General features: G+C 63.4%; 12 protein-coding genes. 5 read left to right on the top strand and 7 right to left on the bottom strand.

The window, feature by feature from the left end:
* Positions 1-78 precede the first annotated feature (78 nt).
* The 4 genes from ACPPVR_RS15740 to ACPPVR_RS15725 all read right to left on the bottom strand — a co-directional run bounded on the left by ACPPVR_RS15740 (position 79) and on the right by ACPPVR_RS15725 (position 3477).
* A complete protein-coding gene (locus tag ACPPVR_RS15740) occupies positions 79-315 on the bottom strand; it encodes a GIY-YIG nuclease family protein (RefSeq protein ID WP_426616116.1) in 237 nt (78 codons plus the stop codon).
* 113 nt (positions 316-428) lie between these two features.
* Entirely contained in the window at positions 429-1175 is a 747-nt protein-coding gene (gene lepB / locus ACPPVR_RS15735; protein ID WP_426616115.1) for a signal peptidase I, read from the bottom strand.
* Between the two features lie 578 nt (positions 1176-1753).
* The gene (gene lepB / locus ACPPVR_RS15730; protein ID WP_426615113.1) at positions 1754-2500 is read right to left on the bottom strand and encodes a signal peptidase I; all 747 of its coding nucleotides are present in this window, start codon (positions 2498-2500) and stop codon (positions 1754-1756) included.
* 137 nt (positions 2501-2637) lie between these two features.
* Positions 2638-3477 (bottom strand): LysR family transcriptional regulator, encoded by an 840-nt coding sequence (locus ACPPVR_RS15725; protein WP_426615112.1) that lies wholly within the window; start codon positions 3475-3477, stop codon positions 2638-2640.
* Between the two features lie 131 nt (positions 3478-3608).
* Here ACPPVR_RS15725 and ACPPVR_RS15720 point away from each other — a divergent pair, with 131 nt between their 5' ends.
* The 3 genes from ACPPVR_RS15720 to ACPPVR_RS15710 all read left to right on the top strand — a co-directional run bounded on the left by ACPPVR_RS15720 (position 3609) and on the right by ACPPVR_RS15710 (position 6313).
* Entirely contained in the window at positions 3609-4202 is a 594-nt protein-coding gene (locus ACPPVR_RS15720; RefSeq protein WP_426615111.1) for a cysteine hydrolase family protein, read from the top strand.
* Between the two features lie 16 nt (positions 4203-4218).
* Complete coding sequence (locus tag ACPPVR_RS15715) at positions 4219-4854, top strand: glutathione binding-like protein (RefSeq protein WP_426615110.1); 636 nt, start codon at positions 4219-4221, stop codon at positions 4852-4854.
* 115 nt (positions 4855-4969) lie between these two features.
* The gene (locus ACPPVR_RS15710) at positions 4970-6313 is read left to right on the top strand and encodes a caspase family protein (protein ID WP_426615109.1); all 1344 of its coding nucleotides are present in this window, start codon (positions 4970-4972) and stop codon (positions 6311-6313) included.
* Positions 6314-6340: 27 nt separating this feature from the next.
* Here ACPPVR_RS15710 and ACPPVR_RS15705 read toward each other — a convergent pair whose 3' ends face one another.
* Positions 6341-7420, bottom strand: a complete 1080-nt coding sequence (locus ACPPVR_RS15705) for a tlde1 domain-containing protein (RefSeq protein ID WP_426615108.1) — start codon at positions 7418-7420, stop codon at positions 6341-6343.
* A 636-nt stretch (positions 7421-8056) separates the two neighbouring features.
* On the opposite strand from ACPPVR_RS15705, the gene ACPPVR_RS15700 reads away from it, so the two are divergent.
* Both ACPPVR_RS15700 and ACPPVR_RS15695 read left to right on the top strand, forming a co-directional pair.
* Positions 8057-8581, top strand: a complete 525-nt coding sequence (locus ACPPVR_RS15700) for a FecR domain-containing protein (RefSeq protein ID WP_426615107.1) — start codon at positions 8057-8059, stop codon at positions 8579-8581.
* A 107-nt stretch (positions 8582-8688) separates the two neighbouring features.
* Positions 8689-10575, top strand: a complete 1887-nt coding sequence (locus ACPPVR_RS15695; RefSeq protein ID WP_426615106.1) for a CHASE2 domain-containing protein — start codon at positions 8689-8691, stop codon at positions 10573-10575.
* A 5-nt stretch (positions 10576-10580) separates the two neighbouring features.
* Here ACPPVR_RS15695 and ACPPVR_RS15690 read toward each other — a convergent pair whose 3' ends face one another.
* Entirely contained in the window at positions 10581-12596 is a 2016-nt protein-coding gene (locus ACPPVR_RS15690) for a glycosyltransferase (RefSeq protein WP_426615105.1), read from the bottom strand.
* 206 nt (positions 12597-12802) lie between these two features.
* Entirely contained in the window at positions 12803-14308 is a 1506-nt protein-coding gene (locus ACPPVR_RS15685; RefSeq protein WP_426615104.1) for a glycosyltransferase family 39 protein, read from the bottom strand.
* Between the last annotated feature and the right edge of the window lie 18 nt (positions 14309-14326).

The raw sequence follows: 14326 nt of genomic DNA, 5'->3' as shown, positions 1-14326 counted from the left end.
CGATGCCGGGGTTTTTGTTTTCTCCCCTCGTCATTCCGGGCGCGCGTAGCGCGAGCCCGGAATCCATAACCACAAGCCTCAGTTGGTTATCCCGGGATAGAGGTCATCCCAGTTCGGGTTCTGCTCTTCGATAAGGCGTGTCTTCCAATCCCGCCGCCATTTCTTCAGCTCCTTCTCTCGCGCGATAGCGCTCGCAGGATCATCGTAGATTTCAAACAAGACGAGTTTATCGACTCCATACTTTGTCGTGAAGCCGGGAGCTGCCTTCGTCCTGTGCTCGTATACACGGCGCACGAGATTGTTGGTCACACCAATGTAGAGCGTGCCGTGCTTCTAACTTGCGAGGATGTAGACGTAGTAGGCCATTCCATCCGCCTAGGGTTATGGATTCCGGGCTCGCGCTTCGCGCGCCCCGGAATGACGGGGACTCACCGCACAACCGTACCAATCCGCTCAAATCGGATCCCGGCGGGTTCATCCGGCGTGCCCGTCGTCCGCGAGAAGAAGATCATGGTCACTCGGCCAACGACGTTATCGATCGGAATATAGCCGATAGCCGACAGCATCCGGCTGTCGGTCGAATTGTCCCGGTTGTCGCCGATCATGAACAGATGCCCGACCGGCACCGTGAAGACACTGGTATTGTCGAGGAAACCATTGTCGATGCAGTCGAGCGTCTCGTAGCTCACGCCGTTCGGCAACGTCTCGCGCCAGAGCTTGGCGTAACCCAGTTCCGCGCCGCAGGCCCCCTCTCCGAGGACATCTGGCAAACGCTCGCGCTGCACGGCCACTCCGTTGATCAGGAGCTCGCCGTCCTTCATCTGGATCCGATCGCCGGGCAATCCGACGACGCGCTTGACGTAGTCGGTCGCCTCATCCTTCGGCAGTCGAAAGACGACGATGTCCCCAAGCGTGGGCTCGGAGCCGAACACGCGGCCAGAAAACGATGCCAGCGCGAACGGCAGCGAAAAGCGGCTGTAGCCATACGCGAACTTGTTGGCGAAGACATAGTCGCCGATCAGCAGGGTGGGAATGTTCGATCCTGACAGGATGCTGAACGGCTGAAACAGAAATGTCCTGATCACGAGCGCGATAACGGCGGGCAAACAAAGCGCGGAAACGCCGTAGGCCACCAGGCTGCGGAAGAATCCGAACCCCTGCACGCTGCCCAACATCAGCACCGTCATCACGATTGACCACAGGCCGCAAAGACCGATCGCGAAGCCAAGCGCCGCCGCCAGCGACGGTCTACCGGTGCCGCCGAGCACCAACGCGATGGCCAAGGCTGCGGCCACGATCGAGGGTAACAGCCCCCAGGCAAACACGGTGCGCATCCCGGCCGCAGATGAGGCCCCGCCGAGACACCGTCCAACGCCCGCGGCAATCCAGCCACCGATGTACAGATTCAAGATGCCGAGCGGCCCGCCGCCAACAAGGCAAACCAGCAGCACACGCCAATCAGCCAATGACTGATCGACTCCGACATTCAACAATCCGGCCACCGCGGATGCGGCGCCTCCAAGCGCTGCAAAGGGCAGCACCATGCGGCCGGGTGTCCTGGCAACAACGCCCAAAATCGTCTGCCGCGGCTTCCACCAGATCGTCAGAAAGGGAGACGATCCTCCCAGCGTATCATTCAGTCCCGTGCCCGGCATTCCAGCTCTCGCCCACCATTGTTCGGCAGTCCTTGCCTAGCAACACCTCCGGCGGAATGCCACCCCAGCGTGAGACCCGGCAGAACTTCGCGTCGGCCTCACGGCACCTTGCCGAGCCGCCCCATTCGCGGTTCGCCATCTGGTGCTATCGACCAGAATATCCGCGTCGCCCGGCCGACGAGATTGTCCATCGGCACAAAGCCCATCGCGCTTATCGCGCGGCTGTCGGTCGAGTTGTCGCGGTTATCGCCGAGCACGAAGAGATGGCCTGGCGGCACCGTGTAGACATTGGTGTTGTCGTAATAGCCGTTGTCGATGCAATCATAAGTCTCGTAGCTCACTCTGTTCGGCAGCACCTCGCGCCAACGCTTGATCTTGGCGCCGGGTTCTAGCCCGCAGGCGGCACCACCATACGTGGTCGTGCGAGGAAGGCGGATCACCGGCTTGTCGTTGAGGATGAGTTGCCCCTCCCGCATCTGGATGCGATCGCCGGGCAGCCCGACCACGCGCTTGACGTAGTCGACCGAGGTGTCCTTCGGGTTGCGAAACACGACGACATCGCCGTAATCGGGGTCGGCGGCGAAGATGCGGCCCGAGATCCAGGACGGTGCAAAGGGAAACGAATAGCGGTCGTAGCCATAGGCGTATTTCGCGGCCAGGATGTAGTCGCCGACTATCAGCGTCGGCTGCATCGAACCGGAGGGGATGTTGAACGGCTGATACAGGAAGAAGCGAAACAGAAACGGCGGCGACCACAGCACCGGGACCAGCAGGATCAGGACGACGATCGCCTTCCATTCGCTGGATCTGGCCTGCGGCCGGATGGTGTCCTGAAGAATCGTCATCGACTGCCCTGCCCGAGATCGTAGGGAGCGCAGGATTACGCAACCTGCGGACGCGCGCAACGCCTGCGTCATGGATTTGGTCGTGCGGTTTGCGGACTACGTTCAACGACGCTGAACCTCGTGACCGCCGCAAGCGATCAGTCGCGCGACAGGTCCCTGAAGCAGTGGCGGATCCATTCAATAGTCAGCCGCGTCGCCGGATCGCGCTTGAGATGGTTCTGCACCAGCAGCCAGACGTCGCGGCGCCTGGTGAGAAGCGTCGCACGCAGACTGTGGTCGGAGAGCAAGTCCGCGCAGCTAAGCTCGGGCAACACGCCGCTCGCCTGATGAGACTGGATCATGGTCCTGACAATACGGACATTGTCGGTGACGCAGCGCGCATTCTTGACGCGCCGGGCGCGCAGGAACTGCGCTTCGGGAATCGCCTCGAGTTCATCTGGAAAGACGCAGGCGATCGGCTCATCATTTGGGATCTCGACCGGCTCGAAGAAATACAGCCGCAGATCGGCGAGTTTGGAGATGGTGAAATCGCCCTTCTCCGGCTTGCGCAGGCGAATGGCGAGATCGGCCTGCCAGCGCGAGAACTTGACGTTGCCGCTGGCGGTGAGGAATTGCAGGGTCAGGCCGGGGTGATCGCGCAGGAAGGCGCTGGCATGCGGCGCCAGCAGCTCTTCGGCCACCATATTGGTCGAGGCGATGCGCAGGCGTCCGACCGGGCCGGGCTGGCTCTCGCCGATGCGATCGATCGCCGCGACATGCGCGGCCATCGCGCCGACATGCTCGAGCACCGCCTCGCAATGGCGCGTCGGCCGGCGCAAGCCATCGACGGCATCGAACAGGGGCACGCCGAGGTCGCGCTGGATGCGCGCGAGCCTGCGGCCGACCGTGGTCTCGTCGATCCGCAGCCGCGCGCTGGCGCCGGCATAGGTGCCCTCGTCCCTGACCGCGGCGATGATGCGCAGATCGTCCCAGTTCATGGCGGCGAACCTAGCAGGCGCCGATGGGTCCTGCAAATTTGCAGCCATATGCTGCAATAGTCCTGCACAATGGCAGGCCGCCGCCGCGCTAGTCTCGGCACCATCCGAACATCTCGAAAGGCCTGACGCGCATGACCGCTCCAAAGACCCTGCTCGAACTCTCCGGCGCTGACCTCAATCCACCCAAACTGGCCGAGTCCTGCCTCGTGCTGATCGACATCCAGAACGAATATCGCGCGGGCCCGCTGGCACTGCCGGACGCGGAGCCGGCGATTGCCGCGGCCGCCCGCCTGCTGGCACGCGCACGGCAGAGCCGTGCTGCGATCTTCCATATCGCGCACAAGGGCCGTGCCGGCAGCCTGTTCGACCGCGAGGCCGCGCGCGGCGCCATCGTGGACAGCCTGACGCCGCTCGCGGGCGAAGCCGTGATCGAGAAGGCGCTGCCGAACGCTTTTGCCGGCACCGACCTGCAAGCCAGGTTAGCTGCGACCGGACGCACCAACATCGTGGTGGCCGGCTTCATGACCCATATGTGCGTCAGCTCCACCGCGCGCGCCGCGCTCGATCTCGGCCTGCGTACCACCATCGCGGCCGATACCTGCGCCACGCGCGACCTGCCCGACGGACGCGGCGGCACGTTGGACGCACGGACCATTCACGAGGTTGCGCTGGCCGAGCTGTCGGACCGCTTCGCGCTCATCGTGCGAGCCGATGCGCTGACCTGATTTTGGAGCGAGCCACATGCTGCAACTCTATTTCTCGCCGATGGCCTGCTCGCTGGCGAGCCGCATCGCGCTGATCGAGGCGGGCTTGGATGCGCGCTATCACCTCGTGCATCTCCAGACCAAGAAGCGCATCGAGGACGATGCGGATTTTCGCGCGATCTCGCCGAAAGGCGCGGTGCCGGTGCTGATCATGGAGAATGGCGAGCGGCTGACGGAGAACGCCGCAGTGCTGCAATACATCGCAGACCTGAAGCCGGAGACGGGGCTAGCGCCCAGGTTCGGTGATCCCGACCGCTACCGCCTGCAGGAATGGCTGAGCTTCGTCGGCACCGAGATCCACAAGGGATTCCTGTTCCCGACCTTCTGGTACAAGGACGACGCGCCGAAGGCCGCGCGCGAGCGGATCGAGGAGAGCGTCGCATACGCGGCCGAGCATCTGAAGAGCCGCGAGCATCTCGTCTGTAACAGTTTCACCGTGGCGGATGCCCATCTCATCTGGGCGTTGCTGTTGCTCCGCTACGCCCGCGTCGAGATCGATCGCCATCCGTCGCTGGTCAGCTATCTCGAGCGGATGCAGGCGCGACCTGCCGTTAGGGAAGCAATTGCGACCGAAATGGCACTACGAAAGACAGTCACACCGAGCCCGGCATGACGATTAGGTATTACTCCGACGAATGTGAGAAGCCTCACAGCGAGGGCATTGATGACGGCGCAGCATGCGCTAATCTGGACGATATATTCTATTGATGTTTCCTCGGAGGGCATTCATGCGTGCTCTTTCCAGATTATGCCTTGCCGGATTTTGTGTTGCCCTCGTCGCCTGCTGGCTGGGCCTGTGTCCAGCATCGGCGGAAACACGGGTCGCGCTGGTCATCGGCAACGGCGCCTATGCCAATGCCCCACAGCTCGCAAACCCCTCGCACGATGCCGAAGACGTCGCCCTCTCGCTCAAGCGCAGTGGCTTCGAGGTCATCCAGGGCATCGACTTGCGCCAGGCCGACATGCAGGACCTGACCATCCGCTTTGCGCGCGCCGCAAGCAAGGCGGACGTCGCCATGTTCTATTACAGCGGGCACGCGATGCAGTTCAGCGGCGTGAACTATTTGATGCCGATCGACGCCGTGCTCACCGATGAAGCGGATCTGAAGCGCCTCGTGCGCGTCGACGACATCGTGAACGACCTCCAGCAGGCCAGGAACCTGCGCATCCTGGTGCTTGATTCCTGCCGTGACAATCCGCTGGCCGAAAGCCTGAAGCGTTCCGCCGGCGTGACGCGTGGAGCCTCGATCGGACGCGGGCTTTCCAAGGTCGAAGCACCGCTCGGCACGATCGTGTCCTTCTCGACCCAGTCCGGGCAGACCGCGGCGGATGGAAGCGGCCGCAACAGCCCCTATACGACCGCATTCCTGAAGCACATCGAAGAGCAGCAAGAGATCGGTGACGTCTTTCGCGACATCAGCAGCGACGTGTATGACACCAGCGGCAAGACCCAGCTCCCCGAGCTTTCGCTGTCGATCATCGGCAAGTTCTACCTGAACGGACCGGTATCGGTCACGATTGCACCGGCAGTTCCGCAAGCCCCGCCGCGGCCTGATCCTTGCGCAGCCGCAGAGGCGCACTGGAAGGCTGCCGACGCCATCGGCAGCATGGATGCCTATGAAGACCATCTGGCACGGTTTTCGAGTTGCAGCTTCGCCAGTCTCGCCAAGGCGCGCATTGACGGCCTGAAACAGAAGACGGCGCTTGCACCGCCGGCCGGCGAGAACAGGACCTTCGACGGCAAGTGGGACGTCACCGTGAATTGCACGAGCTCCGCCAAAGCGCTCGGCTATACCCGGGTTCTGTCAGCCACTGTCACGAACAATGTGTTCCATGCCGAGGATGGGGAACCGCGAACGGCCAACACGCTTGCGATCGACGGGCAGATACCGGCTGACGGAAAGACAACGCTGAGCGCCCGGGGCACGACGGGACCGAGCGCCTATACGATCAACAACGCGGCTCCCGGCTCGCCCTATGCGTACACGATCGACGCGCAATTCGAGCGCACCCGCGGCAGCGGCAAGCGCAACGAACTGCGGCCCTGCACCTTCAATTTCGTGAAGCGATAGAATTCCAGGAGAACGGGCGGGAGAACGTCATTCCACCCGCGCCACCACCGCGAGCCTGCGGATGCCCTTGTTGCGATAGGCATCGAGGAACGCGTAATAGTCCTTGAACGACACGCAGCCGTTGGAATCGCCGTTCGGCCCGAGCATGAAGGTGTGGGCCAGCAGGCCGTCGCGGCCGTAGATCGCACTCTCGCCGCCGACCGGGGTCAGTCGCAGCGCGGGCACGCCGTGGAACAGCGCTTCGCGGGGCTTCAAATCGTAGATGTGCGGCGGGGTCACGCCGCGCATGCGGACGCGCGAGGAACGGGGATCATCGAGGTTGGAGCCGAGGCCGGAATGCGCCTCGAGCTTGGTGCCATCGGGCAGGTAAACCGTCTTGGCGGTAATGTCGTAGACCGCGGTCGAGCGGTCATACGGCGCCGAGCCGCCCAGCATCGGGTTCGGCTCCTTCGGCGCGACGGAAGCGGTCACGCTGGCATCGGCCGAGGCGTAGGCCAGCAAGCCGCCGGAGGGCTCGCGCTTGCCCCAGAGTTTTTCGACCATCGACTGCCGCGGCCCGGTGATCGACATCACCGCGGCCTTGGCGCGATCGGCGAAGGATTTGGTGGGCTTCGCTTCGGGCGCCGGCACGATCTCGGCCGGATCGGCCGAGGCAAGCTGCACGGGTGCGTCAGCGCCGCGCTTGGCCTTCGCGACATCCGCGATCTTTTCAGCCACCTTGGACGGGCTCAGCGGCTTCAGCACTTCCGCGACCTTGGCGATGACGGTCGGCTTGGTTGTCTCAGCGACCTTCGTTGCAGGCACTGCGCTCGTCGCGTTCGAGTCCACGCCCTGCGTCGCTGCAGCGGCAAAGCGCTCGTTGAACATCTCGCGTGAGATCGGTGCAGCCACCTGCAGCCGGTCCGGCAGCAGCGCAAACGTTTCACGGATCGCCTCGCCCGCCTCGCGCAGCGCAACCTTGGGGGCGCGCCTGATCACGGGCTCGTCGTAGCCGGAGCTGCCGACGGTCGGATAGACGCCGGCGGCGAAGATGTTGGTGTAGACGGTCCAGCCGGCAAGCACGACACAGCCGATCACGGCCGCGCCAAGCACGTTTTGGGTGGTCATTTTCCGGGAAGGCTTCCGATAAGGATTCTGACTCGGATTTTTGGACTTCCGTGCCGCGTTACTATGCGCAGCGATACTCGTACTCATTCGCCTTGCGTCCAGGACGGTGTCACTAAGGTCCCCCTTCGAAGTGCCGCTGGTCACTTTCCCAAAACGGCATTTCGCAGAGGGTCGGAGCGGCATTAAGGCGGCTTTTAGTTAAATGCGGATTAAGTTTTGGCCGATCTGGGGCAACTCGTTAACGCTGTCCCATTTCGAGAAAAAAGCCCGAAAAACTACGGACTTAGCCGCAACTATTAACCATGTTTCTTGCCTCGTTTGGCGCCACGCCCAACCGTCGCGACCGCATCCCAAGACGCATCCAACTGCGTCCTTTCCGTGGTCTTCAAAGCGACCGCACCATAGCCATGAAGCGTTGCGCGAGGCTGGCGTACGCCGCCCTCCATGCGACGCGCGAGCCGTAGACGCTTGCTGCGAAAATGCCGCCTGACCGAAAGTTGATCGCCCCGGTCTGGAAAAGGCCGCAGCGACAAAATAGCTCGAGGCTACGGCACTTCTCAGCAGCCTCCGATGTTGATACGGTACCGTATCAACATCGCCTAGATAATGTGCCGAGCGCTTGGAATGGAGGCTGGCATGACAAAGGTTGCGCGCGCCGGATTTTTTGTCCTGGCGTGCTCGTTTCTGTTGATGGGATCGGCTGTCGCACAGCCTGCGATCAATGCGGGCTGTACGCCGTCGGCGTCAGCCGCCGGCACGCAGACGTGGCGCTGCGACAACGGCATCACCATCGTTGCTGAAAATGGCGCCAGATTTGAACTTAAGGACGCCAACCGCGACGGACATATTGACTCGGTCGAGTTGAGCAGCAAAGCCCTGCTGGTCGAGGTGCCCAAGAAGCCCGGCGGCAATCCCTTCAAGGTGCTGACACCGCAGGCGATCGCCGCGGTGCGCGGCACCAGATGGGCCGTCGATGTCGCGGAGGCCAAGACCTCGGTCTTCGTCGCCGATGGCCGTGTCGGCGTCAGCCGCAGGGCGCGTGGACGCGCCGTGGTGCTCGGCCCCGGCGAAGGCGTCGACGTCGAAGCGACCGGTCCGTTGACCGTGAAACAATGGGGCCAGCCACGCGTCGATGCCTTGATGGCAAGGCTTGGTCGATAAGGCTCAAACAACAAGGCCTGGCAACAAGGCTTGGTCGACAAGGCTTAGCCAATAAGGCTCGTTAGCCAATAAGGCTCGGACGATAGAAAAGATTGCAGTACGATCTGATGAATAGACGCGTCCAAATCCTGGTGGCCCTCGTCCTCACCGCGCTGTGGGGCGCCGGCATTTTTGCCGCTCACGCCAACGGCCATCTGCGCTTTCTCGATCGGCTCGAGGCGACGCTGACCGATCTGCGCACGCTCGCGCGCGGTGTGCAGCGTCCGCCCGATCTCGTCACCATCGTTGCGATCGACGATACCGTGGTGAAGCGCGGCGGCAGCTATCCGTTGCCGCGCGCCGATCTCGCGCGTGTCGTCGACACCATCGTGCAGTTCAAGCCGAAGGTCGTCGCGATCGACTTGCTGCTGGTCGACCGCAGCGCTGCGATCGGTGACGCCACGCTGGCGCATACGCTCGCCACCGGTCCCGTGGTCCTCGCCGCCGCGGCGATCTTCCCGAGTGCGCATGAGACGGTCGCGTCGAGCAGCGATGGGCCGCTTGCCGCTCTGCCCCAGGCCGAGCGCTTCCTGCTGCCGCTGCCGGCATTCGCCGACCACGCCGATGTCGGTGTTGTCAACGTCGCGACGGGACAGTCGGGCTCGCCGCTCTCGGTGCCCATGCTGTTCCGGACGCACGACAAGGTCGAGCTGTCATTTCCGCTGCGGGTCGCGAGCCGCGCGCTCGGCAAGCCGCTGACGATCGCGCCCGATCATCTCATGCTCGGCGACCGTGCGGTGCCGACCGACAGCGATTTTGCGCTGCCGATCACCTATTACGGTCCGCGCCGCACCATCCGCACCGTCAGCGCGCAGAGCATTTTCGACGGCACGCTCGACCGCGCGGCGATCGAGAACCGGATCGTCGTGATCGGCGCCGCGGTCGCCGGCGGCGGCGACTTTTATCCGACGCCGTTCGATTCGCTGATGCCCGGCGTCGAAGTGGTTTCCACTGCAATCACGCATCTTGTTGCCGGCGACAGCATCGTTCGCGACCGCAAGGTTCACCTCGCCGACGCGCTCGCAGCCATCCTGCTGCCGATGCTGCTGGTCGGCCTGCTCGCCTGGCGGCGCAGTGCGCTCGGCCTCATAGCTGCAGCCGCGGTGATGATCGCCTGGGCCGGGCTCAATTTGTTCGCGTTCACTCACGGCGTCTGGCTCAATGCCGCGACCACGCTCGCGGCCGCCATGCCGCCGGTTGCGATCTTTGCCGGCGTGCAGCTCTGGGCGGGAGACCGCCGCAGGCAATATCTCACCGCCAAGAGCCGGTCGCTGGCGCAATTCCAGGCGCCCGCGGTGCAGGAGTGGCTGGCGCGCAATCCCAATTTCCTGGCGACGCCCGTCCGGCAAGATGCGGCCATCGTCTTCATTGATCTCTCCGACTTTACCGCACTGAGCGAACGGATCGATCCCGGCGAACTCCAGGACATTCTGGAGGCGTTCCACGTGCTGATCGACAAGACCTCGGTCGATTGCGGCGGCATGATCACCAGCTTTCTCGGCGATGGCGCCATGATCCTGTTCGGCCTGCCCGGCGCGATGCCCGATGACGCGGCGCGTGCGTTGAAATGTTCGATCGACCTGCATCGTGGCGTCGAGCGCTGGATCGCGTCACTGCCGCCGGCGATCGGCGGTCAGCTCGGTTTCAAGATCGGCGCGCATTTCGGCCCGATCATCGCCTCCCGTCTCGGCGAGAGCCACCAGCACATCACGGCAAACGGCGACACCGTCAACGTCGCGAGCCGACTGATGGAGGTCGCGGCCCAGAACGACGCACGGCTTGCGCTGACCGATACGCTGTTGGATGCGGCCGACTTTCACGGCGCGCCCGACGGCGTCCTGACAGGCCCTCTGCTCACACAGGTCCGCGGCCGCTCCGGTATCGTCACCGTCTGGTTCTGGCGCGACCAGGACAGGCCGAGCCAGGACGCCACCAGGGCCGAGATGATCGACTGAGGCCGCTAGTGCGTTTGCGACGGATGCGCCTTGCGCCTCAGCACTCCCAAGCCGCCCAGCTTGCCGCGCGTCATCAACTCGCGGAAGCTGTCATTGAGGAGGATCTCGTCGACTTCGTCCGCAATGAACTTCGCTTCGGCCTCGGTCATGACGTTGGAAGCGAATGAGCCGCTCAGCTTCATGGCATTGAGCACATCCTTGACCAATGGCGCGCCGTTGGACGGGATCTCCGGCGGCTGCCAATCCAGATCCTCAATGACGAACAAGCCTCCCGGCTTCAGGGAGGGGAATAGCACGCCCAGTGTCAGATGCTGGTGCACCGAGGCGTGAGAACCGTCATCGATGATGATGTCCAACGGCTTTTCCGTGGCTCCGAGCTCCGCCAGCATGTTCCGGTCGCCCTGATCGACGCGATGGATCCTGACCCGCGGATGTGAGAACCAGCGGAAATCCTCGATGTCGGCCCCTATGACTTCGGCATTCGGGAAGTATTCCAGCCACATTTGCAGCGACGGCACTTGATCCTGGGCCGCCCCTTGGACCCGCCCCCGGCACAGACCGATTTCGAGGATGCGAATGGGCTCGAGGGCCTTCGATCGAAAGAGTTCATGATAGACGCGCGTATAGTGATGGGCAGCTTGGCCTTTGTGGATTGCGCCCTTATCCGAGTCGAACTTCGCCGCAAGCTGCGTCAACCAATTCGGCTCGAGAACCAGCTTCTTGAGATAACCCGCCACGCTCTGGTCGGGGACGGCATCGAAGCGCAGCCCCCTCTCGGCCCACATTTTTCCCCACAGATGAACGCCCGTAACACGGGGGTCGCTCAATAGCTCGAAGCCGACCCGGCTTTCGGAGGCGAACAGATCCACTTCACGCCGGTCGATCGCATTGAAGGTCGTCGGCGGCAGAATCGACGATTGGAGCTCCTCGTCGCCTGCCGCAAGCAGATACTCGCTCAACAACAGCGGCCCCACTGCGCCGTATTCGACCCGCTTTTCGCTGAAAAGCCGCTGGAGGGACAGGGCATACAGATTGGCCATGTGAAGCGAGCCCTTGGGCGCGCGCATGACGTCGCCGACGCAAACATGCCCGTCCTCGACTCCCGACCATTGCGCGGAAAAAACATGCTCCGTCGCAAAATGCAGAGGCTTCACGAGGACGACGTCCGTGTCGAGCCACCATCCTCCGAATTCATGAAGAACGGCATAGCGGAAGATGTCGCTGAAGTAGCGAATCTCGCTGTTCAGGACAGCATGCTGGTAGATCGCGCCGGGCACGATGTTTCCGGCATCCAACACCATGACCCCGGGCGGCACACGTGCCTGCATGGCGGCGACATTGTCGAAAGTGTACAGCTTGACCGGATGGCCCTGGCGGATCATCGACTGAAGCGAGAGATGCGACATCTCGCTCAGCGGAGCGTTCGACCAGAAGCAATGGATGGGATCGCGGGCCTCGTTCGGCGCCGAGCGGCTTTGAAGATGAGGATTGAATTGCTCTGTCAGAGCATTCCAGCCGTTTCGAGGAACAGAACGGCACTCCGCAAGGAACGGCAATTTCTGATACGCCCGAGCGATCAGGAAGCAAAGGCTCGCCGGGTTGACATGCCCCGCCCTGTTCAATGCGTTGCCATAGTTCTCCCAGATTGTCGGGTCAACGGGATCGAGCGCCACAGCTCGCTGAAACGCCTCAAGCGCCTGTTCCTGAAGTCCCTTCCCTTGCAGAGCCGTTCCGAGCGTTGCGAGATATGCCGCCTTCATCTCGTTCGTGAGAGCGCGGCAAGCCCACTCCACGGCGGCATCGTAATTCCCGTTGAGCAGCGACACACCCGCCATCAGATGAAGCAAGCCGGCATGGTTCGCGTCCGAGGCCAGCCCTTCCCGACACCGGGCTTCGGCCTGCTTGAGCTCGCCCGTTTTCAAGTGGTGAAGGCAGATCTTGTAGTATTCATCCCGCGTAGGCGAAGACGGCTCTGTCGAGATCTCGGTTGCTCTTGCGAGAGCGCCTTCGTGATAATTCATCGGGTACCCTTCAGACCATGGGAGAGCAGGCAGCAACCCGATTCCCGGAACTTCAGGAAGGCTGCCACTCCTCAACTATCCCTTGGAGCTTGCTCGAAGCTGGATACCGCTTTTGATTCTCCGCGCCGTCGCGTGGCGAATCGAGGAACAACGCTAACTCGACGACCGTTCCGACCGGCGAAATCCCCCGCTGGTGACCGCCCCGCTCAAGGCAGCAGTTCGGGCGGCGCCGAGCGGTCCAGAACGTCACCCCTTGCGCCTTCCAGCAGATCGATGCCGTAGGTTTCGACGACGAGCGGCCCGCGCTTGCGCTGCAATTGCGCGACCTGCGTCACCTGGGCAAAGAGGTCCTTGAGGAAGGGCTGGCCGTCGGGACGCAGCTCGTCGACATAGATCAGCTTGCCCGCGAGCAATTTTGGATCAGGCTCAGGCATGTTGACCCAGCGGATGCGCTGGTTCTGCTGCACCACGCAGGTGCCGCGCGGCAGATAGAAGGCGAGCCAGCCGGTGGTGCCGTAGTCCGGCGCGAGCACGCAGGTTGCGCCAGAGCGGATGCGCGCCGCTTCGATACCGGCGGCAAGCTCGCGCCAGCCGACGCCGACGCTGCGCACGGTCGCGTCGCGGCGATAGCCCGACAGCAGACCCGTGTTGGCCTGCAGGATCAGCGCGGCAAACATCACGATGCCGACCGGCGCGGCCCAGCGCAGACAGAAATCCACCAGACGGCGCGCACGCGGCTTCCACTGCGCGAGATTGGCAGCGGCCGCCGCGGCGACCACGAAGGGCGGATAGACCGGCGCGAACCAGTTGGCCTCGACGCGGGCATGCAGCGAATGCCAGACGAAATAGGCGACGATGGTCCAGAATAGCGTCTCGATCAGCGCCCGCGAGGCCAGCGCGCCGGCCCGGCGCCAGGTCAGCGCATGCAGGCCCATGGCGCCGAGGATGAAGACCAGCGGCGTTGCGAAGGCGATCTGGGTCGGAATCAGCTCGGCGATGAAGACGGGTCGGAAATCCTCGATTCTGGCGCGCCCGAGCTGCTTTACGAACGAGACCCATTGATGATCCGCATTCCAGAGGATCACCGGCGAAAACAGCGCCAGCGCCACGAGGCCGCCGAGATTGGGCCAGGGCGAGAGGAACCAGCGCCGCAGTTTTGGCACCGCTGCGAGCCAGATCAGGATCGCAGGCCCAAAGAACATCGCGGTGTATTTCGACAGCAGCGCCGCGCCGACCGCCGCGCCGACCGCGAGCCACCAGACGCCGCGGCCTGTCTCCAGCACTTTGGCGAGAAAGAACAGCACGAAGCTGGAGGCCACCAGCAGCGGCGCATCGGGCGTCACGATCAGCGTGCCGACCGCGGCCATCAGCGTGACATTGAGCAGGATGGCGCTGGTCGCCGCCACCCGCGCCCCGCCGAACAGGATCGCGGCCGAGCGATAAATCGCGTAGCTCATCGGCAGTGCGAGCAGGATCGAGACCAGCCGCACGCCGAGCTCGGTATCGCCGGCGATCATGGTGCCGGCACGGATGACATAGGCGACCATCGGCGGGTGGTCGTAATAACCGCCCGCGAGGCTCTTCGACCACATCCAGTAATAGGCTTCGTCGAAGGTGATCGGCGTGAAGGCGGCAGCGACCAGACGCAAGCCGACCAGCGCAAGGATCACCAGCGCCGTACTGCGTACAATCCGCGCGTCAGCCCCGCCCATACCGGTTTCCCTGGCCCG

Source organism: Bradyrhizobium sp. McL0616, assembly GCF_049993385.1.
GTDB lineage: Bacteria > Pseudomonadota > Alphaproteobacteria > Rhizobiales > Xanthobacteraceae > Bradyrhizobium.
This window is presented reverse-complemented; position numbering and strand designations above follow the sequence as displayed.